General features: G+C 72.0%; 16 protein-coding genes, 1 tRNA gene and 1 pseudogene. 12 read left to right on the plus strand and 6 right to left on the minus strand.

Annotated elements, in window-relative coordinates; all coding sequences use genetic code 11:
* Window positions 1–819: 819 nt before the first annotated feature.
* The 8 genes from dnaN to ACIRGB_RS04575 all read left to right on the plus strand — a co-directional run bounded on the left by dnaN (window position 820) and on the right by ACIRGB_RS04575 (window position 10,848).
* Window positions 820–1,950: a DNA polymerase III subunit beta gene (gene dnaN / locus ACIRGB_RS04540; protein ID WP_052836777.1), complete on the plus strand. Its 1,131-nt coding sequence runs from the start codon at window positions 820–822 to the stop codon at window positions 1,948–1,950.
* Window positions 1,951–2,167: 217 nt separating this feature from the next.
* Entirely contained in the window at window positions 2,168–3,043 is an 876-nt protein-coding gene (gnd, locus tag ACIRGB_RS04545; protein WP_076975211.1) for a phosphogluconate dehydrogenase (NAD(+)-dependent, decarboxylating), read from the plus strand.
* Between the two features lie 32 nt (window positions 3,044–3,075).
* Window positions 3,076–4,197, plus strand: coding sequence for a DNA replication/repair protein RecF (gene recF / locus ACIRGB_RS04550; protein ID WP_403858550.1), 1,122 nt, complete (start codon window positions 3,076–3,078; stop codon window positions 4,195–4,197).
* Complete coding sequence (locus ACIRGB_RS04555) at window positions 4,194–4,772, plus strand: DUF721 domain-containing protein (protein WP_403858552.1); 579 nt, start codon at window positions 4,194–4,196, stop codon at window positions 4,770–4,772. Before recF ends, ACIRGB_RS04555 begins: the two co-directional genes overlap by 4 nt.
* A gap of 434 nt (window positions 4,773–5,206) precedes the next feature.
* Window positions 5,207–7,267 carry a DNA topoisomerase (ATP-hydrolyzing) subunit B gene (gene gyrB / locus ACIRGB_RS04560; RefSeq protein WP_403858554.1) on the plus strand — a complete coding sequence of 687 codons (2,061 nt, stop codon included), beginning with the start codon at window positions 5,207–5,209 and terminating at the stop codon, window positions 7,265–7,267.
* A 42-nt stretch (window positions 7,268–7,309) separates the two neighbouring features.
* Window positions 7,310–9,904 (plus strand): DNA gyrase subunit A, encoded by a 2,595-nt coding sequence (gene gyrA, locus ACIRGB_RS04565; protein ID WP_403858556.1) that lies wholly within the window; start codon window positions 7,310–7,312, stop codon window positions 9,902–9,904.
* 18 nt (window positions 9,905–9,922) lie between these two features.
* A complete protein-coding gene (locus ACIRGB_RS04570; RefSeq protein ID WP_403858558.1) occupies window positions 9,923–10,648 on the plus strand; it encodes a DUF3566 domain-containing protein in 726 nt (241 codons plus the stop codon).
* 123 nt (window positions 10,649–10,771) lie between these two features.
* Window positions 10,772–10,848, plus strand: a tRNA-Ile gene (locus ACIRGB_RS04575).
* Window positions 10,849–11,047: 199 nt separating this feature from the next.
* Here ACIRGB_RS04575 and ACIRGB_RS04580 read toward each other — a convergent pair.
* Both ACIRGB_RS04580 and ACIRGB_RS04585 read right to left on the minus strand, forming a co-directional pair.
* On the minus strand, window positions 11,048–15,382 hold the full coding sequence (locus tag ACIRGB_RS04580; RefSeq protein ID WP_403858560.1) for a hypothetical protein: 4,335 nt from the start codon (window positions 15,380–15,382) through the stop codon (window positions 11,048–11,050).
* Window positions 15,383–15,760: 378 nt separating this feature from the next.
* Window positions 15,761–16,324, minus strand: a complete 564-nt coding sequence (locus tag ACIRGB_RS04585) for a hypothetical protein (protein WP_403858562.1) — start codon at window positions 16,322–16,324, stop codon at window positions 15,761–15,763.
* A gap of 169 nt (window positions 16,325–16,493) precedes the next feature.
* Here ACIRGB_RS04585 and ACIRGB_RS04590 point away from each other — a divergent pair, with 169 nt between their 5' ends.
* The gene (locus ACIRGB_RS04590; protein WP_403858564.1) at window positions 16,494–16,700 is read left to right on the plus strand and encodes a ferredoxin; all 207 of its coding nucleotides are present in this window, start codon (window positions 16,494–16,496) and stop codon (window positions 16,698–16,700) included.
* A 68-nt stretch (window positions 16,701–16,768) separates the two neighbouring features.
* Complete coding sequence (locus ACIRGB_RS04595) at window positions 16,769–17,644, plus strand: FkbM family methyltransferase (RefSeq protein ID WP_403858566.1); 876 nt, start codon at window positions 16,769–16,771, stop codon at window positions 17,642–17,644.
* A gap of 185 nt (window positions 17,645–17,829) precedes the next feature.
* Here ACIRGB_RS04595 and ACIRGB_RS04600 read toward each other — a convergent pair.
* From ACIRGB_RS04600 to ACIRGB_RS04610, 3 genes and pseudogenes are all read right to left on the minus strand, one after another.
* Window positions 17,830–18,591: pseudogene (locus ACIRGB_RS04600) on the minus strand (glycosyltransferase family 2 protein); the annotation flags it as partial.
* Between the two features lie 8 nt (window positions 18,592–18,599).
* Window positions 18,600–19,388 carry a GntR family transcriptional regulator gene (locus ACIRGB_RS04605; RefSeq protein WP_403858568.1) on the minus strand — a complete coding sequence of 263 codons (789 nt, stop codon included), beginning with the start codon at window positions 19,386–19,388 and terminating at the stop codon, window positions 18,600–18,602.
* A gap of 199 nt (window positions 19,389–19,587) precedes the next feature.
* Window positions 19,588–19,971, minus strand: coding sequence for a DUF6344 domain-containing protein (locus ACIRGB_RS04610; protein WP_403858570.1), 384 nt, complete (start codon window positions 19,969–19,971; stop codon window positions 19,588–19,590).
* A gap of 338 nt (window positions 19,972–20,309) precedes the next feature.
* Between ACIRGB_RS04610 and ACIRGB_RS04615 the strand changes: the two genes are divergently transcribed.
* A complete protein-coding gene (locus ACIRGB_RS04615) occupies window positions 20,310–20,438 on the plus strand; it encodes a DLW-39 family protein (RefSeq protein WP_003999697.1) in 129 nt (42 codons plus the stop codon).
* A gap of 204 nt (window positions 20,439–20,642) precedes the next feature.
* Window positions 20,643–21,941 carry a hypothetical protein gene (locus ACIRGB_RS04620; protein WP_403858572.1) on the plus strand — a complete coding sequence of 433 codons (1,299 nt, stop codon included), beginning with the start codon at window positions 20,643–20,645 and terminating at the stop codon, window positions 21,939–21,941.
* Between the two features lie 25 nt (window positions 21,942–21,966).
* Here the strand turns inward: ACIRGB_RS04620 and ACIRGB_RS04625 are convergent, their stop codons facing one another.
* Window positions 21,967–23,691, minus strand: a complete 1,725-nt coding sequence (locus tag ACIRGB_RS04625; RefSeq protein ID WP_403858574.1) for a protein kinase — start codon at window positions 23,689–23,691, stop codon at window positions 21,967–21,969.
* Window positions 23,692–23,752: the final 61 nt, after the last annotated feature.

Below are 23,752 nucleotides of genomic sequence, written 5' to 3' on the forward strand. Positions count from 1 at the left end.
CCCCGCGTCTCCACCGGCTCGTACGGCTGTCCTGGCCGCTGTTCGAATACCTGCCGGGTTACGGGCGTCCTCCACAGATTGGGCCAGTTTTTTCCGTCCACACCTTGGGGACCGGGAAGTTGTCCCGATCCTGTCCACAGGCCACGCTGTTGAGGGATCATCAGGGCAGGTCAGCTCCCTGTGGATTCGTGGACGAAGGATCTCCACAGGCTGTGGACGAAGAAATGATCCACAGGCTGTGCATCCGGTTGTCCACGGGCAACCCACAGGAAGGACGGGGTTGTCCCCAGCGATCCCCAGCTTCTCCACATGCCTGTCCACTGTTCGGCAACGTGACGCGCCCTGTCACCGCGTCGAGTGAAAGGCGTCACACCAAGCTGCCGGGTTGGGCTGTGGGAAACGGGGGTAAACCTGGGGACGGCGCTGGGGAGAAGTCGCCTCTCCCTGTGCACGGTGTGTGCAGAACTTTCCGTTCTCCACAGAAGGGCCGAGTTGTCCACCGGCTCCGCCCACAGGCCCCGTGGACAAAATTCCCGGCCTGACCTGGGCAAACGAGGTTATCCACGGTATCCACAGGCCCTACTACTACTGACGACTAGAGAGAGTGCGGAATTCGTTTCGAAGCGGGTCCTGTGCACAACTCGCTCTCTCGGGCCCGACCGCCCCTCGTCACGACTTGACCCCGAACGGCACCTACTGTCAGTGGGGTGCGTCAGACTGGTCCCCGGTGTTCTGCCCCTCACAGCGGCGGACGACACCGGTCAGACGACGAAGGCGAAGCAGGGCGAGCAGCGCCGGCAACAGCAGGAGGCGGCAACAGTGAAGATCCGGGTGGAACGCGACGTACTCGCGGAGGCAGTGGCCTGGGCGGCTCGCAGCCTCCCGGCCCGTCCGCCGGCGCCGGTCCTCGCGGGCCTGCTGCTGAAGGCCGAGGAGGGGCAGCTGAGCCTGTCCAGCTTCGACTACGAGGTCTCGGCGCGGGTGTCGGTCGAGGCGGAGATCGAGGAGGAGGGCACGGTCCTCGTCTCGGGCCGGCTGCTCGCGGACATCTCCCGCGCCCTGCCCAACCGGCCGGTGGAGATTTCCACAGACGGTGTACGGGCGACGGTGGTCTGCGGCTCCTCGCGGTTCACCCTCCACACCCTGCCGGTGGAGGAGTACCCGGCGCTGCCCCAGATGCCGGAGGCGACGGGCACGGTCCCCGGCGAGGTCTTCGCCTCGGCCGTGCAGCAGGTGGCCATCGCCGCGGGCCGTGACGACACGCTGCCCGTCCTGACCGGTGTGCGCATCGAGATCGAGGGCGACTCGGTGACGCTGGCCTCCACCGACCGCTACCGCTTCGCGGTCCGCGAGTTCCTGTGGAAGCCGGAGAACCCGGACATCTCCGCGGTCGCCCTGGTGCCCGCCAAGACGCTCCAGGACACCGCCAAGGCGCTGACCAGCGGTGACCAGGTGATCCTGGCGCTGTCCGGCTCGGGCGCGGGCGAGGGCCTGATCGGTTTCGAGGGCGCGGGCCGCCGGACGACGACGCGGCTGTTGGAGGGCGACCTCCCGAAGTACAAGACGCTCTTCCCGACGGAGTTCAACAGCGTCGCGGTGATCGAGACCGCGCCCTTCGTGGAGGCCGTCAAGCGCGTGGCCCTGGTCGCCGAGCGCAACACCCCGGTGCGGCTCAGCTTCGAGCAGGGCGTGCTCATCCTGGAGGCCGGCTCCAGCGACGACGCACAGGCTGTGGAAAGGGTCGACGCCCAGCTGGAGGGCGACGACATCTCGATCGCCTTCAACCCGACCTTCCTGCTGGACGGCCTGAGCGCGATCGACTCCCCGGTCGCCCAGCTGTCCTTCACGACGTCCACGAAGCCGGCCCTGCTCAGCGGCAAGCCCGCGGTGGACGCCGAGGCGGACGAGGCCTACAAGTACCTGATCATGCCGGTGCGGCTGAGCGGCTGAGCGGCTGAGCCGCGCGTCCGGCCGCCGGCACCGTCGGTCGCCGTCCCCAGGGTGGGGACGAACCCGCAGGTGGGGGCGTACGTCTGAGCGCGTATGCCCACAGCTGTGCACGGGCGTGCGGGTTTAGGCTCGACGCGGGTACGAAAGTGCCGCGGCACGCATCCGGCGGGTTCGGAGGTGCCGCCTTGCCACCTCGCACACCTAAGGAACGCAACTGATGGAGCTCGGTCTCGTCGGCCTCGGCAAGATGGGCGGCAACATGCGCGAGCGGATCCGCCGCGCGGGCCACACCGTCGTCGGATACGACCGCAATCCGGACCTCGCCGACGTCCACAGCCTGGAAGAGCTCGTGGGCAAGCTCAGCGCACCGCGCGTGGTGTGGGTGATGGTCCCGGCGGGCGAGGCCACCCAGGCCACCGTCGACCGGCTCGGCGAGCTGCTGGAGCCAGGCGACGTCGTCGTGGACGGCGGCAACTCCCGCTGGACGGACGACGAGAAGCACGCCGAGGAGCTGGCGGCCAAGGGCATAGGCTTCGTCGACTGCGGCGTCTCCGGCGGCGTCTGGGGCCTGGAGAACGGGTACGCGCTGATGTACGGCGGCGACGCCGAGAACGTCGCCAGGGTGCAGCCGGTCTTCGACGCCCTCAAGCCGGAGGGCGACTTCGGTGCCGTGCACGCCGGCAAGGTGGGCGCGGGCCACTTCGCGAAGATGGTCCACAACGGCATCGAGTACGCGATGATGCAGGCCTACGCCGAGGGCTGGGAGCTGCTGGAGAAGGTCGACTCCGTGGACAACGTCCGCGAGGTCTTCCGCTCCTGGCAGGAGGGCACCGTCATCCGCTCCTGGCTCCTGGACCTGGCCGTCAACGCCCTCGACGACGACGAGCACCTGGACGGGCTCCGGGGTTATGCACAGGACTCCGGTGAGGGACGCTGGACTGTGGAGGCGGCCATCGACAACGCGGTGCCGCTGCCCGCGATCACGGCCTCCCTCTTCGCGCGGTTCGCGTCCCGACAGGACGACTCGCCGCAGATGAAGATGATCGCCGCGCTGCGCAACCAGTTCGGCGGCCACGCGGTCGAGAAGAAGTAGGCACCACCAGTTGGGGAGGTCGGCGAACGACCATGCACGTCACGCATCTGTCGCTGGCCGACTTCCGTTCGTACGCCCGGGTCGAGGTGCCCCTGGACCCGGGCGTCACCGCCTTCGTCGGCCCGAACGGGCAGGGCAAGACCAACCTCGTCGAGGCGGTCGGCTACCTCGCCACCCTCGGCAGCCACCGGGTCTCCTCCGACGCCCCTCTGGTGCGCATGGGCGCCGAGCGGGCCGTGATCCGCGCCCAGGTCCGGCAGGGCGAGCGGCAGCAGCTGATCGAGCTGGAGCTGAACCCGGGCAAGGCCAACCGCGCCCGTATCAACCGGTCCTCGCAGGTCAGACCGCGTGACGTGCTCGGCATCGTGCGCACCGTGCTGTTCGCGCCCGAGGACCTCGCGCTGGTCAAGGGCGACCCCGGCGAGCGGCGCCGGTTCCTGGACGAGCTGATCACCGCCCGTTCCCCGCGGATGGCCGGGGTGCGCTCCGACTACGACCGGGTCCTCAAGCAGCGCAACACCCTGCTGAAGTCGGCCGCGCTCGCCCGCCGGCACGGTGGCCGCACGCTGGACCTGTCCACGCTCGACGTCTGGGACCAGCACCTCGCGCGCGTGGGCGCCGAGCTGCTCGCCCAGCGCCTCGACCTGATCGCGGCCGTACAGCCGCTGGCCGACAAGGCGTACGAGCAGCTGGCCCCGGGCGGCGGCCCCGTCGCCCTGGAGTACAAGCCGTCGGCGCCCGGTGAGGCGCACACGCGCGAGGATCTGTACGAGCAGCTGACGGCGGCGCTCGCCGAGGCGCGCAAGCAGGAGATCGAGCGGGGCGTCACGCTGGTCGGCCCGCACCGGGACGACCTGCTGCTCAAGCTCGGCTCGCTGCCCGCCAAGGGCTACGCCTCCCACGGCGAGTCGTGGTCGTACGCGCTGGCGCTCAGGCTGGCCTCGTTCGACCTGCTGCGGGCGGAGGGCAACGAGCCGGTGCTGGTGCTGGACGACGTCTTCGCCGAGCTGGACGCGCGGCGCCGGGAGCGGCTGGCCGAACTGGTGGCGCCCGGGGAGCAGGTGCTGGTGACGGCCGCGGTCGACGACGACGTACCGCAGGTGCTGGCGGGGGCGCGGTTCACGGTGGCGGAGGGAACGGTGGAGCGCGTATGAGCGCCGACGAGCCGGCCCCCGGGGGTCCTTCCGGAGATCCCGGGAAGGGCCCCGCGAAAGGCGGCCAGGAGCCGTCCGGCGTCGACCTCGCGCGCGTGGCGCTCAGGGCGGCGCGGGAGGCGGCCCGCGCGCGGGGGGACATGGCCCAGCAGAAGAAGCAGGCGCGGCGCGGGGGGCTGCGCTCCGGGGCGCGGGCCGACGGCCGTGACCCCATGGCGCTGGGTTCCGCGATCAACCGGCTGATCACCGAGCGCGGCTGGGAGACGCCGGCGGCGGTGGGCGGGGTGATGGGCCGCTGGCCGCAGATCGTCGGTGAGGACGTGGCCAAGCACTGCGTGCCGGAGCGGTACGACGAGGACGAGCGGGTGCTGGTCGTGCGCTGCGACTCGACGGCGTGGGCGACGAACCTGCGGCTGCTCGCGCCGACGCTGGTGGCCCGGCTCAACGAGGACCTGGGGCACGGGTCGGTGCGGATGATCAAGGTCCTGGGACCCGGTGGCCCGGGTGGTCCGGGCCGGCGGTACGGGCCGTTGCGGGCGCCCGGCAGCCAGGGTCCGGGCGACACCTACGGGTGACGCGGGGGCGGTCTGGCACCCCGTCAGAGATGCGTGATGTACCTCACAAAAATGCGCCCCGCCCGTCGGAGTGAACCGGCGGGGCGCGCTGTGCCGTACCCCCGTGCGGGGCCTCGGAGCGGGATCTGACTCCCAAGTAGCAAAGGGTTGACGCCTCGAAGCGCTGAGTGCCGTTGTGAGCCTCTTGAGGCCCCCATCCGCATATCGGGAGTCGGACGAGCAGCGTTCAGGGCGGCACATGCGGACTCAGGTACCGGCAAACCCCCATCAGTGTCAGTGGTACCGGTAGAATGAGAGAGAATCCCGCCCCGACTGTGGGGACCGTCCGGGACTAGCTGAGCAACGCTGATCAAGGCTTACCAACGCAACATGCCGCAGCCGCTCCGGCAACCTGCCGACGAGCCCGGCTCGTGCTGTGCCAGAAAGGGCGCTTCGTGGCCGATTCCGGCAACCCCAACGAGAACAACCCGTCCCCCGACACCGGCGTGACCGACGCGGTGAGCGCCTCGCACGGCGACGTCTCCGCGTCGTACGACGCCAGTGCCATCACCGTCCTCGAGGGTCTGGACGCGGTCCGCAAGCGACCCGGTATGTACATCGGTTCGACCGGTGAGCGGGGCCTGCACCACCTGGTGCAGGAGGTCGTGGACAACTCCGTCGACGAGGCGCTGGCCGGTCACGCGGACACGATCGACGTGACGATCCTCGCCGACGGCGGTGTCCGGGTCGTCGACAACGGCCGCGGCATCCCGGTGGGCATCGTCCCCTCCGAGGGGAAGCCCGCCGTCGAGGTCGTGCTGACCGTGCTGCACGCGGGCGGCAAGTTCGGCGGCGGCGGCTACGCGGTCTCCGGCGGTCTGCACGGCGTGGGTGTCTCCGTCGTCAACGCCCTCTCCACGCGGGTCGCGGTGGAGGTCAAGACCGACGGCTACCGCTGGACGCAGGAGTACAAGCTGGGCGTCCCCACGGCGTCGCTCGCCCGGCACGAGGCCACCGACGAGACCGGCACGTCGGTCACCTTCTGGGCCGACGGCGACATCTTCGAGACCACCGACTACTCCTTCGAGACGCTCTCCCGGCGCTTCCAGGAGATGGCCTTCCTCAACAAGGGCCTGCGGATCAACCTCACCGACGAGCGCGAGTCGGCGAAGGCCACCGCCGGCGCGGACGAGGCGGGCGAGGACGAGAAGCACGAGGAAAAGACCGTCTCGTACCACTACGAGGGCGGCATCGTCGACTTCGTGACGTACCTCAACTCCCGCAAGGGAGAGCTGGTGCACCCCACGGTGATCGACCTGGAGGCCGAGGACAAGGACAAGAGCCTGTCCCTCGAGGTCGCGATGCAGTGGAACGGCGGCTACACGGAGGGCGTGTACTCCTTCGCCAACATCATCCACACGCACGAGGGCGGCACGCACGAGGAGGGCTTCCGCGCGGCGCTCACCTCGCTGATCAACAAGTACGCGCGGGACAAGAAGCTGCTGCGCGAGAAGGACGACAACCTCACGGGTGACGACATCCGCGAGGGTCTGACCGCGATCATCTCGGTCAAGCTGGCGGAGCCCCAGTTCGAGGGCCAGACCAAGACGAAGCTGGGCAACACCGAGGTGAAGACCTTCGTCCAGAAGGTCGTCTACGAGCACCTGACGGACTGGCTCGACCGCAACCCCAACGAGGCCGCGGACATCATCCGCAAGGGCATCCAGGCGGCCCACGCGCGCGTGGCGGCCCGCAAGGCCCGCGACCTGACGCGCCGTAAGGGCCTGCTGGAGTCGGCGTCGCTGCCGGGCAAGCTGTCCGACTGTCAGTCGAACGACCCGACCAAGTGCGAGATCTTCATCGTCGAGGGCGACTCCGCCGGCGGTTCGGCCAAGTCCGGCCGCAACCCGCAGTACCAGGCGATCCTCCCGATCCGCGGCAAGATCCTCAACGTCGAGAAGGCGCGCATCGACCGGATCCTCCAGAACCAGGAGATCCAGGCGATGATCTCCGCGTTCGGCACCGGTGTGCACGAGGACTTCGACATCGAGAAGCTCCGTTATCACAAGATCATTCTGATGGCGGACGCCGACGTCGACGGCCAGCACATCAACACCCTGCTGCTGACCTTCCTGTTCCGCTTCATGCGGCCGCTGGTGGAGTCCGGGCACGTGTACCTGTCCCGCCCGCCGCTGTACAAGATCAAGTGGGGCCGGGACGACTTCGAGTACGCGTACTCCGACCGGGAGCGCGACGCGCTGATCGAGATGGGCCGTCAGGCCGGCAAGCGCATCCGCGAGGACTCCGTGCAGCGCTTCAAGGGTCTCGGCGAGATGAACGCCGAGGAGCTGCGCATCACGACCATGGACCAGGAGCACCGGGTGCTCGGCCAGGTCACGCTCGACGACGCCGCGCAGGCCGACGACCTGTTCTCGGTGCTGATGGGCGAGGACGTCGAGGCCCGGCGCGCGTTCATCCAGCGCAACGCCAAGGACGTCCGCTTCCTCGACATCTGAGTCGGTCTCAGCTGACCGCACCAGGAAGGACCTTCACCAGCAATGACCGACGAGAACACTCCTGTGACCACGCCCGAGGGTGACGCCCTGGCGATGCGTGTCGAGCCCGTCGGGCTCGAGACGGAGATGCAGCGCTCGTACCTCGACTACGCGATGTCCGTCATCGTCTCGCGCGCGCTGCCCGACGTCCGCGACGGCCTCAAGCCCGTGCACCGGCGCGTGCTGTACGCCATGTACGACGGCGGCTACCGGCCCGAGCGCGGCTTCTACAAGTGCGCCCGCGTCGTCGGCGACGTCATGGGCAACTACCACCCGCACGGCGACAGTTCCATCTACGACGCGCTGGTCCGCCTCGCCCAGCCGTGGTCGATGCGGATGCCGCTCGTCGACTCCAACGGCAACTTCGGCTCGCCGGGCAACGACCCGGCGGCGGCCATGCGCTACACCGAGTGCAAGATGGCGCCGCTGTCGATGGAGATGGTCCGCGACATCGACGAGGAGACCGTCGACTTCACGGACAACTACGACGGCCGCTCCCAGGAGCCGACCGTCCTGCCGGCCCGCTTCCCGAACCTGCTGATCAACGGCTCGGCCGGTATCGCGGTCGGCATGGCGACCAACATCCCGCCGCACAACCTGCGCGAGGTCGCGGCCGGCGCCCAGTGGTACCTGGAGAACTACGAGGCCTCGCACGAGGAGCTGCTGGACGCGCTGATCGAGCGCATCAAGGGCCCCGACTTCCCGACCGGCGCCCTGGTGGTGGGCCGCAAGGGCATCGAGGAGGCCTACCGCACCGGGCGCGGCTCGATCACCATGCGCGCGGTCGTCGAGGTCGAGGAGATCCAGAACCGCCAGTGCCTGGTGGTCACGGAGCTGCCCTACCAGACCAACCCGGACAACCTCGCGCAGAAGATCGCCGACCTGGTGAAGGACGGCAAGATCGGCGGCATCGCGGACGTCCGCGACGAGACGTCCTCGCGCACCGGCCAGCGCCTGGTGATCGTGCTCAAGCGGGACGCGGTCGCCAAGGTCGTCCTGAACAACCTGTACAAGCACACCGACCTCCAGTCGAACTTCGGCGCCAACATGCTGGCCCTGGTCGACGGCGTGCCGCGCACCCTGTCCCTGGACGCGTTCATCCGGCACTGGGTGAACCACCAGATCGAGGTCATCGTCCGCCGTACGCGCTTCAGGTTGCGCAAGGCGGAGGAGCGGGCGCACATCCTGCGCGGTCTGCTCAAGGCGCTGGACGCCATCGACGAGGTCATCGCGCTGATCCGGCGCAGTGACACCGTCGAGGTCGCGCGCGGGGGCCTGATGGACCTCCTGGAGATCGACGAGATCCAGGCCAACGCCATCCTGGAGATGCAGCTGCGCCGCCTGGCGGCCCTGGAGCGGCAGAAGATCGTCCGCGAGCACGACGAGCTCCAGGCGAAGATCACCGAGTACAACGAGATCCTCGCCTCCCCCGTCCGCCAGCGCGGGATCGTCAGCGAGGAGCTGACCGCGCTCGTCGAGAAGTACGGCGACGACCGCAAGACGAAGCTGATCCCGTACGAGGGCGACATGTCCATCGAGGACCTGATCGCCGAGGAGGACATCGTCGTCACGGTCACGCGTGGCGGCTACATCAAGCGCACCAAGACCGACGACTACCGGGCGCAGAAGCGCGGTGGCAAGGGCGTGCGCGGCGCGAAGCTCAAGGAAGACGACATCGTCAACCACTTCTTCGTGTCCACCACGCACCACTGGCTGCTGTTCTTCACCAACAAGGGCCGCGTCTACCGCGCCAAGGCCTACGAGCTGCCGGACGCCGGCCGGGACGCGCGCGGCCAGCACGTGGCGAACCTGCTGGCCTTCCAGCCGGACGAGACGATCGCCCAGATCCGCGCGATCCGCGACTACGAGGCGGTTCCGTACCTGGTCCTGGCCACCAAGGCCGGTCTGGTGAAGAAGACGCCGCTGAAGGACTACGACTCGCCGCGCTCGGGCGGTGTCATCGCCATCAACCTGCGGGAGCAGGCGGACGGAAGCGACGACGAACTGATCGGGGCCGAACTCGTCTCGGCCGAGGACGATCTGCTGCTGATCAGCAAGAAGGCGCAGTCGATCAGGTTCACCGCGTCGGACGACACGCTGCGTCCGATGGGCCGTGCCACCTCGGGCGTCAAGGGCATGAGTTTCCGCGAAGGGGACGAGCTGCTCTCGATGAATGTTGTTCGAGCCGGTACGTTCGTGTTCACTGCCACCGACGGCGGTTACGCGAAGCGGACCTCCGTCGACGAGTACCGCGTCCAGGGTCGCGGCGGCCTCGGCATCAAGGCCGCCAAGATCGTGGAGGACCGCGGGTCACTCGTGGGCGCGCTGGTGGTCGAGGAGCACGACGAGATCCTCGCCATCACGCTCTCGGGCGGTGTGATTCGTACGCGAGTCAGCGGGGTCAGGGAGACCGGCCGTGACACCATGGGCGTCCAACTGATCAATCTGGGCAAGCGGGATGCCGTCGTCGGCATCGCACGCAACGCCGAGGCGGGACGCGAGGCGGAGGAGGTCGACGGCGATGTGGCCGTCGACGAGACCGCCGAGGGTGCCGCGACCACCGGCACGGACGAGGGTGAGGCGCCCTCGGCCGAGTAGGACGAGGAGAGAGTCATCGTGAGCGGAGCCACGGGCGCCGGATCGGCCGGTACCCCCACGGGTACGGAAACGGGCGGCGGCGGCCGTGGCTCCGCCGCGCGTGCGACGGATTCGCACACGACTCAACTGCGCAAGATCGACGACGGAGCGACCGACTCGCACTCGGGGAGCTCGTCCACAACGCATGGATCCCAGGGGGGAACTGTGACGGACACCCGAGGCCAGCAGACTCAGCAGGCTGCCTCGCCGCTGCCGGGAGAACGGCAGCCCCAGCAGCCCGGCGGGCCCTACCACCCGCCGCAGGCCTACCAGACCAACGGCGGCAACACGGCGGCCGTGCGCCGCCCGCGCACCGGCGCACGCACCACGCCCCGGGTGCGCAAGGCGCGCCTGCGTGTGTCGAAGGCCGACCCGTGGTCGGTGATGAAGGTCAGCTTCCTGCTCTCCATCGCGCTCGGCATCTGCACCATCGTCGCGTCCGCGGTGCTGTGGATGGTCATGGACGCCATGGGCGTCTTCTCGTCGGTCGGCGGCACGATCGCCGAGGCCACCGGGTCCAACGAGTCCAACGGCTTCGACCTCCAGTCCTTCCTGTCGCTGCCCAACGTGCTGATGTTCGCGACGATCATCGCGGTCATCGACGTCGTCCTCGCCACGGCCCTGGCCACCCTCGGCGCGTTCATCTACAACCTGTCCGCCGGCTTCGTCGGCGGCGTGGAGCTGACGCTCGCCGAGGACGAGTGATCCGGGGCTCGGCCTCACCCTCGTCCTCGCTCTCCAGCCGTGCGACAACCGATTTTGGGACTGCCCGCCTCGTGCGCTAATCTTCAGGAGTCAGCGCGCGGGACATACACCGCAGAGCGCGGCGGGGCTATAGCTCAGTTGGTTAGAGCGCATCCCTGATAAGGATGAGGCCACAGGTTCAAATCCTGTTAGCCCCACCAGCACGAAGACCCCCAGCCGGTACCGGCTGGGGGTTTTTGCGTTCACCGCGGTGGGACAGGGGAGTTCACGAAAAGACCCGACCGCTGGCGACGGGGGATGCGCCAGCGGTCGGGCCGTGGTCAAGGCTAACAAGGCCGGGTGTCCGGTGGGTGCCGACTGGTCGGTCGGGTGGTGGGGATGTGACGGGGATCACGTGCGTCAGCGGTCGCACGGCGGTTCGTAGTCCAGGCGTGGCAGGTACTCGTGCCACTTCTCCTCGGTCAGCACGCCCCGGGTGGCGGAGCAGATGCGGTCGATGGCGTCGTCCACGCCCAGGCTCCACAGCCGGACGGTGTCCGTGCCGCTGGAGACGCCGAGCATGTGGTGCACGGGGCTGAAGGACAGGAAGTTGCCCGTCTTGGCGTTGGGGCTCATCGCCTGGCCGATGGGGGCGGCCTCGGCGGGGTCGGTGACGCTCCAGAGCCGGGCCGTGTTGTCGTTGGCGCCGCTGGCCAGGGTGGAGCCGTCCCGGCTGAACGTCAGCGACACCACCGAGTCGGTGTGTCCGGCGAGCGTGGTCTGGGACCCGGACGCCTCGCCCGGCCCGGAGACGTCCCAGAGCCGGACCGTGCCGTCGTCGCTGCCGCTGGCCAGGGTGCGGCCGTCGGGACTGTAGGCGAGGACGTTGACGGGCCCGAGGTGCCCGGTACGGGCCGCGCCGCGGCGGGTGGCGTGCGCGGGATCGGTGACGTCCCAGAGGCGTACGGCGTCGTCCGCGCCGCCGCTGGCGAGGGTGCGGCCGTCCGGGCTGAACGCCAGCGTGTTGACGTATCCCGCGTGGCCGGCGAGCGGCTTGCCCAGCCGGCGGGGGTGGGACGGGTCCTCGGCGTTCCACAACTGGATGGTGCGGTCGTCGTGGGCCGTGGCCAGGGTGCGGCCGTCGGGGCTGAACGCCAGCGTGTCGGGGCCCGCGTACCGGGTGCGCAGTGCCACGGGCGGTCCGTGGGCCTTGGGGCGGGCCGGGTCCGTGACGTCCCACAGCCGCAGCGCGCGGCCCCCCGCGAGCACCGCGAGCGTCTTGCCGTCGGGGGAGAACACCAGTGACCGTATGTCCCCCTCGCCGGGCTTGAAGGGGGCGCTCAGCGACACGGGCCGGGCGGGGTCCGTCACGTCCCACAGCCGGACCCGGCCGTCGCGGGCCGCCGTGGCCAGTACCTTCCCGTCCGGGCGGAAGGCCCCGATACGGCCGATCATGTCCGACGTCGGCAGCGACCACAGGCGGACCTTGCTGTCACCGCTGCCGGTGGCGAGGGTGCGGCCGTCGGGACTGAAGCCGAGGGCGTACATCTCACCGCTGCCGCCGGCGAGGGGCACGCCGACCTGCGAGGGGTAGGCCGGGTCGCTGACGTTCCACAGGCTCGCCGTACTGTCCGCGCTGCTCGCGGCGAGCGTGTCGCCGTCGGGGCTGAACGCCACCGCCCAGACGGGGCCGCTGTGACCGGTGAGCGGGGCGCCGACCGGCTTCGCCCCGGCGGGGTCGCCGACGTCCCACAGCCGTACGGTGTCGTCCGCGCTGCCGCTGGCGAGGGTGCGGCCGTCCGGGCTGAACGCCACGGAGTGCACCAGGCCGCTGTGGCCGGCCAGCGGGGCGCCGACCGGCTCGGGGCGGCGCGGGTCGGCGACGTCCCAGAGCCGGACATTCTCGTCGTCGCCGCCGGCCGCGAGCGTGTGTCCGTCGGGGCTGAAGGCCACCGAGCGCACCGCCGCGGTGGGGCCGCTCAGGGTGTCGAGCGCCTCGGGGCGGCGCCGGTCGGCGACGTTCCACAGGCGGACCGCGTGGTCGTCGTGGGCGGAGGCCAGGGTGTGGCCGTCCGGGCTGAAGGCGAGCAGGTAGACGGTGCCGCCGTGGCCGGTCAGGGGGGCGCCGAGCGGGCGCGGACGGCTGGGGTCCCGCACGTCCCACAGCCGGATCGTGCCGTCGTCCGAGGCGCTGGCCAGGGTGCGGCCGTCCGGGCTGAAGACGGCGGTGCTCACCCAGCTGGTATGTCCGGTGAGGGGCTTTCCCAGCTGCTTCGGACGGCCGGGGTCCGAGACGTCCCAGAGCCGGACGGTCCGGTCGTAGCTGGCCGTCGCGAGGGTCCGCCCGTCGGGGCTGAACGAGGTGAGGTAGACGGCGCCTGTGTGCCCGAGGATCGGGGTGGCCAGGGGCGCGTTCACGATCGAGATCAGCCGGTTCCTGACGTCCTCGTCGTCCGGCCGCAGACGGTGCGCCGCCAGGTCGAGCTGGGCCGACAGGGACGGGTCCGTGTCCTCGACCCGGTCCGCCTCGGCGACCACCTGCTCGAACACGGCGTCGTTGCGCTGCTGCCAGGCGAGCACCGCCGAACCGACGGCCACCAGGGCCAGGACGACCAGCGCGGACACCGCGGCCCGCCTGATCATGACGGTGCGCCTGCGCAGCCTGACCGCGGCGGCCAGGAACTCCACCGCGCTGCGGGTCAGGAAGGTGTCGCCGGCCGACTTCGCCCAGCCGCTCGCCTGCGCCAGCCGGGAGCCCCGGTAGAGCAGCGCGCTGTCGCGGTCCGACTCCTCCCAGGCCAGGCCGTCCTCCTCCAGCCGCTGGCGCAGCAGGTTTCCGGCCCGGTCCTCGTCGATCCAGTCGCGCAGCCGGGGCCAGGCGTGCAGCAGCGCCTCGTGGGTGATCTCCACGGTGTCCGAGTCGAGCGTCACCAGCCGGGCCCGCACCAGCGCCTCGAGCGACTCCTCGGTCTTGCCGGGGTCCACCGACTCCTCGGCCAGCCGGCGTCGCGTGCTGCGCCTGCGGGTGGCCTGGGTGTCTTCGCTCAGCCGGACCAGCCTGAGCAGCAGCAGCCGCGCGGCCGTCCGGGCCGCCGGGTCCAGACCGGACCAGGCCCGCTCGGCGGTCGCGGCCACCGCGCCCTGGATGCCGCCGGCCGCGCGGTAACCGGCCAGGGTCAACCGGCCCGACTTGCGCCGCTGCCAGGTCGCGAGCAGGGCGTGGGACAGGAGCGGCAGCACGCCCGCGTCGTGTGCCCCGCGCGGGCTGTCGGTGCTCACCTCGCGGATGATCAGCTCGGCGAGTCCCGGTTCGAGCTCCATGCCGACGGCCCTGGCGGGAGCGGTCACCGCCTCGCGCAGTTCCGCGGTGGTCAGCGGCCCGAGCACCATGTGCCGGTGTTGCAGCGCGTCGGCCAGCTCGGGGTAGCGCAGGCACCGGTCGTAGAAGTCGGCGCGTACGCCCAGGGTCACCAGGACCGGGGGCGGGTCCCCGTCGGCGCCGGGCGTGCAGGCGGCCTGGAGCAGCCGGATGAACACGCGCCGGTCCGCCTCGTCGGCGCAGAGGGTGAAGAGTTCCTCGAACTGGTCCACGATGACGACCGGACGGGCAGCCGGGAGTGCCCTGTTGTTCTGGTCGTCCCGGCTGTCGGGGCCGTCTCGGTGGTCTCGGCTGTCCGGTTTCGGCGGGCTCGCCGGCGCTGTGGGGCCGTCCGGGCCGTCCCGAACCCCCGGTTCCGCCGGCCCCACCGGGCCTGTCTCGTCTGCCCGGCCCTCCAGGTCTGCCCGGCCTTCCAGGTCTGCCCGGCCCGCCGGGCTGCCCCGGCTGCCCCGGTGTCCTTCCGGCCCGTCCGGCCCTCCCGTCCTGCCCGGCCCGTCCCTCCCGTCGGGTCCGGGTGGGCGTTCCGTGGTGGCCGCCCAGGCCGCGACGGCTGCCCTCGCCGCGTCCTCCGCCCGTGGGTCGCCCGGGGGGCGGGTCTCGGGGGAGCCCGGCTCCAAGGCCGCCGTCTCCTCGGCCGCCGCTTCCCTTGTGGCGCCGACGACGGGAGCGAGCTGCGGTATCAGGCGGGTCAGCTCGCCGAGCGGATCGGCCCCCGGCACGAGCTGGAGCACCCGCCTGGGCGGACCCTCACCGGCGTCCGGCGCGCCGGCGCGCAGGGCGGGCACCAGACCGGCGTTGAGCAGCGAGGACTTCCCGGCCCCGGAGGCGCCCACGAGCATCACCAGGCCCCCGGTGTCCCGCGTCGCGTCGAGCTGGGCGACCAGGGCCCGCGTGCTCCGCTCCCGCCCGAAGAACCAGTCGGCGTCCTGCCGGCGGTAGGCGGCCAGTCCCCGGTAGGGACAGATCCCGCCGGGGGCCGCCGGAGCCTCGGCGGGGGGCTGCTCCGCGGCCGCGGGCGCCGCGGGGCGTTCACCGGTCGGGTCGGCCACCGCCCGCTCCCACAGGCGCTGCCACTGGGCCAGGTCGTACAGGCCGGCGGAGACCGGTACCGGCCGGGCGCGCCGCGCCTGGGGTATGAGGACGTGCAGGACGGCCGCCAGGGCGGGGAACTGGGCGGGCACGTTCTTGGCCCGCCGCCAGTCGCTGATCCGCTGGGCGGAGACCCGCACGGGCCGCCCTCGTTCGTCGACCCGCTGGAGACGGACGACGGCCTCGGACACACGTTTGAGGGGAGGGTTGCCCGCCTCCCTGTACAGCAGTGCGAGGCGTTCCGCGAAGGCCGTGCGTGCCCCTGAGTCGAAACTCAAGGTCTCCACTCCTTACTTCGTACTTCCCCCGCACCTGGACGTCCGGACCGGAAAACTCACTCTATACGGCTGACCTGCGGCTACGGCGGGACCATGGTTCCGGAACCTCCTCCGCGGCGACCACGGGTGGCAGGATCGCGTCGCAGTGGCGAGGCGGCCCCGCGGCACCCGGACAGGTCAGCGGCTCAGCACTCGGCGAGCCACCCCATGAGGCCGCATGTTCTCGGTCAGCTTTCGGTGGCCCGTCCCTCCCCGACCCGGTCCGGTTCCGCCCACGAAAACGGCGCCGGCATGGTTTGGCACCGGTCCCCACGAGGGGAGGGACCGGAGCCAAACCATGCCGACGCGCACGGGTGCACGGTGCGGCCGTCGCCCTCGCCCTCGCCGTCAGTCTCCGGCGGCGGGCCGGCGTGCGGGCGGGACCAGCAGATCGCGCTCGGGATGCTTCTCGCCGGTGACGCCGCCCCGGATGCCGAGATCGGCCCTGGCGTCCTCGTGGAAGGCGTTGATGGCGCGGAACGCCGCCCGGTGCCGCTCCCGCCACTCCTCCAGGCTGCCGTCGATCCGGCCGGTCGCCTGCCAGTCGATCTCGGCCAGCACCACGTTCAGCTCGTGCCCGGACTCGATGGCCTCGTCCCCGCCGAGCAGCATGACGCGCTCGAAGGCCGACCCCCAGCGCCGGCTCGCCTCCGCCAGGTCGTCGCGCAGTTCCTCCTCGCTGCGGTGGCTCTCGCGCAGCCCCTCCCGTGCCTCGTACAGCGGCACGGACGCGGCGATCCGCATCTTGGCGGCGTCCACGTACTCCCCGTAGGCGTCGACCTTCTTGTCGTCCCACCGCGTGAGCAGCTGGTGACGGTTCCTGCTCCGCTCCATCAGGTAGTTCGTGACGTGTGTGGTCAGCGCGCCGAGCAGTACGGCCGCGATCGTCACGAGTTGCTCGCCGGTCCCCACACCGTCCCCCCGTCACGGCTCCGCACCGCGTACTGCGCACGCGTGCCGGATGATCTTATGAGGATCGGGGCGGGTCGGCCAACAGACGGGCGGGCAGGGCGGATTCAGGGTGCCGGTCCGTGGGCAGGCAGGTCGGGAAGGACCGAAACCGACCGCCGCTGGAGTGCGCATGAGGATCTCCGTCGACCCCGAGCAGTGTTACGGCTCCGGAGACTGCGTCCACCGGGCCCCCGCCGTCTTCACCCAGGTGGACGGCCTCGGCGCCGTCATACCCGGCCGCGAACACGACGTCGACGCCCCCCGGGTGCGGGAGGCGGCCGAGGGGTGCCCGTCCGCGGCGATCACGATCACGCGCACGGAAACGGAAGGGGTCTGACGCTGAGTACCGGGAGCGAGCCGCGTGCCGCCGTCGCCGATGCGCTGGTCGGCCTCGGGGCCCGGTATGTGCGCAACGGCCCCGGCACCTTCGGGAAGGCGGCCCTCGCCACACGCTGGCTGAACCCGCGGCTGCGCGACCACCCCCGCCGGGCCGTCGTCGAGACGCGGACCGGCGATCTGTTCGCCGTGGACACGCAGGACCTCATCCAGCGGTACCTGTACCTGTTCGGCGTCTGGGAGCCGCATCTGACGGGCTGGCTGCGGCGCCGCCTGCGGCCCGGGGACGGCTTCGTCGACGTGGGGGCCAACATCGGCGTCTTCAGTGTCCTGGCGGCCCGGCTCGTCGGTGACGGGGGCCGGGTCGTCGCGATCGAGGCGTCGCCGGACCTCCACCGCCGCCTGGTGCGGAACGTCCGGCTCAACGCCCTCGGCAACGTCCGGGCGCTCAACGCCGCCGTCTCGGACCGCGCCAGGACGCTGACCTTCGCGCTCGCCAGCTCACGGAACACGGGGGCGAACAGCATCGTCCCGTACGACGGCCCGGTGGAGTCCAGCTTCCGGGCTCGGGCCCGGCCGCTGCCGGAGCTCCTCGACGCGGCGGAGATCGCGACCGCGAGGGTGGTCAAGATCGACGTCGAGGGCGCCGAGGGGAGCGTCGTGCGCGGTCTCGCGCCGGTCCTGGGCGCCCTGCGCCAGGACGCGGAGATCACGGTCGAGGTGTCGCCCGAGCGGATGGCCCAGCTCGGGGATCACGTCGACGACCTGCTGGCGGTGATGCGGGACGCCGGGTTCCACGTCTACCGGCTGGCCAACGACTACGCGCCCGGGAGCTATCCCCCGGCGCTGAGCGGTGCGCCCCGGGCGCCGGTCCGGCTGCGCGGGCCGGTGACCGAGGAGAGCGACCTGATCTTCTCGCGGGTCGACGCGGAACGGCTGCCCTGACCCCGGGCGCTCCCGCGGCTGCCTCAGGGGCGCTCGCGCGACCCGCCGGAGCCACCGGGGTCGCCGGAGCTGTCCAAGCCGTCGGAGCCGTCGGAGCGGTCGGAGCCGCGGGAGCGGTCGGAGCCGCGGGAGCCGCCGGAGCCGCGGGAGCCGTCGAAGCTGCCGGTGCCGTCGGAGCCGTTGGCGCCTTCCGGCAGACGCCACCCGAAGGACGTCAGCGCGCGTGCCCTGGCCTCTACCACCGCCATCCGGGCTGCGCGTTCCGCGGGCTCCGCATGGGCGGCCTGGCCGGTCTCCTGGCCCTCCCACTTGCGGTAGAGAAGGCCGACCTCCGCTGAGAACCAGCCCCGGCTCACGCCGCCCAGCGCCAGCAGCAGGCCGGTGTCCTCGGACGCCGGCAGGGCCATCCAGCCGCCGAGGGCGAGCAGCAGGTCCCGCCGGACGAAGAGGGTCGCCGGGTGGACCTGGGCCCGGAAGCCGTTCGCCTTCCAGAAGTCGAGCACCGCCCCGCGCTCGACCGGCCCGTGCGCCGGGTCGCCGGGGAAGCCGGCCGTCGAACCGTCGGGCAGCAGGTCCAGGACCCGCGAGGTCGCCCACCCGATCGACGGGTCGGCCTCCAGGGCGGCCAGGTCGCGGGCCAGGGCGCCCGGAGTGAGCCGGTCGTCGGCGTCCAGGACCTTCACGTACGCGCCGTCGGCGTGCGCCAGGGCCATCGTGCGCGCCACCCCGGGCCCGCCCTGCCGGCCGGGGCGCCCCTGGTGGAAGGCGACCCGCGGGTCGTCGGGCACGTGGGGCCGGACGTCCTGGGTGCGGCCGTCCTCCTGGATCACCCAGCGCCACTCCCACCCGGCGGGCAGTTCCTGTGCGCACAGCGAGGCGTAGGCCTCGGGGAGGAAGGGGGCGGAGGGGCCGTGGACGGCCGTGACGACGGTGACGCGCCGGTTCACGGTGGCACTCACCACCTTTCCAGACGGGTCGTGAAGAGCAGTTCGGTGCGGTCGCCGGGCAGCGTGACGTCGGAGACGTCGACCACCCGGCCGTCGGTGTCGTACGAGGTCTTGCGGAGCAGGATCACCGACGTGCCCGGCGGCAGGTCCAGGGCCGTGGCCTCCTCCGGTGTCGGCGGGCGGGCGGTCAGCCGCTCCTCCACGCGGTCCAGTTCTATGCCCACGGTGCTGAGTTGGTGCTGAGTGCCGCCCGGCCAGGGCTCGTTGGCCTCGTCCAGGAGATCGGGGTTGGCCGCGATCATGTCGCGGACGAGGTAGGAGGTCACCAGGTTGAACGGGGCGGGCTCGGCCGAGTACCGCGTCCGGTAGACGCGTCGGAGGAGCACGGTGCCCTTCGGGACGCCGAAGGCCGCGGCCAGTTCCGCGGACGCCTCCCGCTCGCGGTACTCCGCGTGGAAGACGAGGTCGTCGGCGCGCAGGCCGGTGTCGCGCTCCGTGGCGCCCGTCTCGGCCCGGGTGGCCAGCGGGCGCCGGGCCCGGTCCTTCTCCCACTGGTGCCGGCGATTGTCCCGCACCGCCGGGGTGCGGGGCCGGCGGACGAAGGTGCCGAGGCCGTGCCGCTTGTCGATCAGGCCCTCGTCGCTCAGCAGCCGCAGCGCGTTCTGCACGGTCGGCACGCTGCGCCGGTAGTGGTGGGCGAGGTCGGCCTCCGAGGGCAGCCGGTCGCCGGGGCGCCGCTCGCCCGCGCGGATGGAGCGGCGCAGGTCGTCCGCGATCACTTCGTAGGCCTTGGGCATGGCCGCAGGCTACAACTCCTCAAGAGGTCTTGAAGAGTTGGGGACGCGGGGCGGTCCGGATTGATCGGGTATCACCCTGTTTGCGCGCACACATGGCGGCGGCCCGGCTGCTCTGTCGAGCTTCCGGGCCGTTTCTCGCGTGCGGTGCGTACGCAGATCGCCGTTACGTCGGGGTCGGGGTCGGGGTGGTGCGGGGCGCTCAGCGCTGGAGCGGGATGGTGTGCTGGGCCGTGGGCTCCGCGGCGCTGTCGTCGCAGCGAGGGCTGGTGGCCGTGGTGGTGGCCGCCGTGGCGGTGGCCGCGGCGTCGGCGAGCGGGCGGTGGCGGCAGCTGGGGGCCGCGCCGTGGGCCTCGGCCCGGATGCGCTGCTTCATCGTGGGGGGCAGGGAACCGGTTCGGGACCAGGACCAGGGAAGCGCGGCCGCGGGTGCCGCCTCGGGGGAGGCGCTCTCGCTGTTGCTGTGCGTTCCGGTCTGCGGTACGGCCGCGGCGGCCGTCGTCGTGATGAGTCCGAGCGCCGTGCACAGCGCGAGGAAGGCGGTGACGATGGTGGTCCAGAGCGTCAGGACCTTGTTCCGGGCCATGGCCCCTCACTTTCGGGTTGGGCGATTTGCGTACTTTCCTCATGATGTGTATGAGCGCCGCGATGTGGTGGACCGACGCCCGTGGCGCGTCGATGTTCAGATGAACACCACTCGAATGGCCGCAAAGAGCTGGAAAAGGTGCCCAGACGGGAGGGAGGCGGGCAAAAGTCACCGCGCGTGAGGGTGTGATCACCCTCCGATCAGAACGGTTTCGTCCGCTTCTAAAGGGTTCCGGCGACGGGCAGTTGACCGCCGACGCAGGTCACCGATCGGTATCGGCCGGTGTGTATAGTCGGGCGCCAGAGGTCCCCTACGTCAAGGAAAGACGAGGTCGCGCGGTGAAGAAGCTTCTCCTGGTCGCACTGGCCGCCATCGGCGGGCTCCTCGTGTACCGCCAGATCCAGGCGGATCGCGCCGAGCAGGATCTGTGGACGGAGGCGACTGACTCCGTGCCCACGGGTTCGTGAGAACGACCGACATCCGGTCCTGAGCAGACCCCGGCCGTCAAACGGTCGGGGTTTTGTGTTGCCCCGAGAGGGCACGGTCCGCTGGGGGCGGGCGGTGACGGAGCCGGTGAGCGCGAGGGGTGGCGGGTCATGGGACGGTGGTGTACGGCTCGGCGGCGCGCCGGAACGGGGCGAGCGCGGCGCTCGGTGACCGCGGGGCCGTCAGTGCGCGGGCGGGTGGCCGTGGTCGCCGCCGTACTCGTACTGGCCACGACCGCGGCGCTGCCCGGAGCCGCCGCCCTCGCGGCCGGTCAGCCCGGCTCGGCCCGTGGGACCGGCTCGGCCGGGGCGGCCGGCGGGTATGACTTCGCCGGCGACGCCGTGCGGATCGCGGGCGCGCGGGCCACCGCGGACGCCGAACCGCTGGAGGCCGGCTCCACGTACCGCAGCACCCTGCCGCGGAACGGCGTCCTCTATTACCGCCTCGAACTCGACGACACCTCCGACGCCTACGTCTCCGTCACCGCCGTACCCGGCGCCGAGAGCGAGGTCACCGCCGTCGACGGCATCCGGGTCACCGTGCAGGACGCCGACGGCGGCTCGTGCTCCGTGCAGAGCGCGACCTTCGGCGCCGCCCGCAGCCCCCGCCCGGTCACCGCCTGGGGGACGCGCGAGATCGACCCCGGCGCCAACCGGTGCCAGGACCCGGGCACGTACTACGTCGGCGTGGAGCGGACCCGGCCCCAGGACTCCCCGCCGGACGACTGGGACCTGGAACTCACCGCCGCCACCGAACCCCGCCCGCGCCAGACCGGTGCCACCAAGGCACCCGAGACCTGGGACTCCGCCTCGCCCGAGCCGCTCCCCGGCGAGCCGGAACACCGGCCGGGCGGCAACGGCTTCGCCCACGCCACCCTCGTCGGGCAGGGCGTCTGGCGCGACGACATCCGGCCCGGGGAGACCCTCTACTACAAGGTGCCGGTCGACTGGGGCCGCCAGGTGTACGCCACCGCGGAACTCGCCGGTTCCGCGGACGCCTCCGGCTATGCCACCGGGGCCCTGCGCCTGGCCCTGCACAACCCCGTGCGCGGCGAGGTCGACGACGCCGCAAAGGGCTACACCGGACGCCGGACCACCGTCGGCCTCGCCCCCCTGCCGCCCGTGGCGTACCCCAACCGGTACGCCACCGCCGGACAGGTCGGCGCGCTGCGGTTCGCCGGTGCGTACTACGTCGTGATCCACCTCGCGGCCCAGGTGGCCGACGACTTCGGCCAGGGCCCGTTCGGCGTGACGCTGCGCCTGCGACTCGGGGGAACGGCGGCTACCGGCCCCGACTACGCGGGGGAGTCCCGGCCGAAGGGCCTCTTCGAGGTCTCGGCGCAGGAGCGGGCGGCCGCGCCCGTGACCGCCGCCGCGGACGACGACCTCGCCATGAAGGCGGTCGCCGTCGGCGGGATCGGCACCGGCAGTCTGCTGCTCCTCGGCCTGGCCGTGTGGACGGTGACGGCCCGGCGCAGGGCCTAGGCCCTCCTTCCGGCGCGCACCGGAGTCAGATACGGGTCAGTGCCCAGAACCCCACGGCGTAGCAGGCCAGCGCGAGCAGCAGTAGCGGCAGGGCCACCCGGGCCGGGGGGCCTGGACGGCGGCGCCGCCGTGTCCCACGGTGCTGGGCGGGCGGGGCGGAGCGCGGGTTGCGGGCGGTGTACGCGGCGGTGGGGACGTCGGCGCGCTGCGGCGGGGACGGTGCGAGGGCCTGGGCGGGAAGCGGCGGCCCGTGCGGCGTCCGGTACTGCGTCCGGTCCGGCGGCAGCTGCCGCGGTGCGTTGGTGAACGCCGGTTGGTGCGGGGGTGGTTGGGCCGTGCCGGCCGTCGAGGGCGACGCCGGGGTGCCGGTCGGCTGCGGGGGCGGCAGGTGGAAGCTGCCGGTCTCCGACATGGCACCCGCCCGCGGCGCTCCGCCCGGCGCCGCCTGCCCCCTCCCGGGCGCCGACGGTGGCGCCGTGGGGACGGCGGCCGTCCAGCCCTGGCCGGAGGCGGCACCGGTCGGGACGGAGGGCGTGCCGGCAGGGGACGGGTCCGAGCCCGGCGGGGGTGTGCCGTCGGGGGTGGGCGGCCAGTCGTGGGCGGAGGGTGTGCCGGTGGCCGTCGACGGTGGGCCGGGCGGTGCGGACGCCGGTGTGGGGTCCGTGCCCGGGACGGCGGGCGACGGCCGGTCCTGGTCGGGCGGCGGGCCGGCCGGGGGCGTCGGTGGGGTGGGCGGTGTCCGGTCCGGGGACGGGGCGGGCGGGGGCGTGGCCGGCCACGGGGGCGTCGGCGGTGTGGTGTGCGGGGACGGGGTCGCGCCCGGAGGGCGCCGCGGGTCCGTCGGTACGTCGTCCACACCGGAGGCCCGTTGGAGCGGGCCCTCGGGGCCGAACCCCGGCGGCAGCGGGCCCACCTGGTCGAAGATCTCGATCAGCTCGTCGTCCGGCCCGGGCTCCGGCAGCAGTTCCACCGCCGCGGCCAGCGCCTTGCGCGCCCCCGTCGCGGTACGGAACCGCGCCGACGGGTCCGGTTGCAGCAGCGTCGCCACGACCTGCCACAAGGGCTCGGCGATCCCCCGCGGCGCGGGCGGCGTGCCGTGCTCGGCGAAGTGCTGCACGAGTGCCTTGGCGTCCGGCTTGGCCCCCTCCAGCAGATACAGGGCGACCAGACCCACCGCGAACAGGTCCGCCGGGAAGTCCGGCTCCGCGCCCATCATCTGCTCCGGCGCCAGATAACCCGGCGTCCCCACCACGAGGTTGGTCTCCGTCAGCCGGGGCTCGCCCAGCCGCATCGCGATGCCGAAGTCGGACAGCCTCAGGCGCGGACGGCCCGTCCCCGTCGCCTCGAGGAGCAGGTTGGCGGGCTTGATGTCACGGTGCACCACGCCCTCCCCGTGCACCGCCGCCAGCCCCGACAGCAGCTGGTCGAGCAGCGTGCACACGAAGTCGGGCGGCAGGGGCCCGTAGTCCCCGACCAGATGGACCAGCGAACCCCCCGTGACCAGGTCCATCGTGAACAGGACCTGGTCGTCGTCGGCGGCCCAGCTGGCGGGCGCCAGCACATGGGGATGATCGATCCGCAGCGCCTGCTCCCGCACGAACCGCAGCAGCGAGTGCGCGTCCCGCTGCTGAAGCACCTTCGCGGCCACATAACGCCTGCGACGGTGGTCCCAGGCACGCCAGACGGCACCCACCCCGCCCCGGCCGATCGGATCGACCAGCTCGTACCGGCCCGCGAAGACCTCACCCATGGCTGTGCGCCGCTCCTCCCCTGGGACCTGTCGCGCCACTCCCGCGGGCCCGGCCACCGAC

It is taken from the genome of Streptomyces sp. NPDC102490 (assembly GCF_044765285.1).
GTDB lineage: Bacteria > Actinomycetota > Actinomycetes > Streptomycetales > Streptomycetaceae > Streptomyces.

What these genes read in the sequence shown, in the direction of transcription:
- gnd (WP_076975211.1), top strand. Translation starts at nt 2,168, where the DNA reads ATGGAGCTCGGTCTCGTCGGCCTCGGCAAGATGGGCGGCAACATGCGC.
- recF (WP_403858550.1), top strand. Translation starts at nt 3,076, where the DNA reads ATGCACGTCACGCATCTGTCGCTGGCCGACTTCCGTTCGTACGCCCGG.
- ACIRGB_RS04555 (WP_403858552.1), top strand. Translation starts at nt 4,194, where the DNA reads ATGAGCGCCGACGAGCCGGCCCCCGGGGGTCCTTCCGGAGATCCCGGG.
- gyrA (WP_403858556.1), top strand. Translation starts at nt 7,310, where the DNA reads ATGACCGACGAGAACACTCCTGTGACCACGCCCGAGGGTGACGCCCTG.
- ACIRGB_RS04590 (WP_403858564.1), top strand. Translation starts at nt 16,494, where the DNA reads ATGAGGATCTCCGTCGACCCCGAGCAGTGTTACGGCTCCGGAGACTGC.
- ACIRGB_RS04605 (WP_403858568.1), bottom strand. Translation starts at nt 19,388, where the DNA reads ATGCCCAAGGCCTACGAAGTGATCGCGGACGACCTGCGCCGCTCCATC.
- ACIRGB_RS04610 (WP_403858570.1), bottom strand. Translation starts at nt 19,971, where the DNA reads ATGGCCCGGAACAAGGTCCTGACGCTCTGGACCACCATCGTCACCGCC.
- ACIRGB_RS04625 (WP_403858574.1), bottom strand. Translation starts at nt 23,691, where the DNA reads ATGGGTGAGGTCTTCGCGGGCCGGTACGAGCTGGTCGATCCGATCGGC.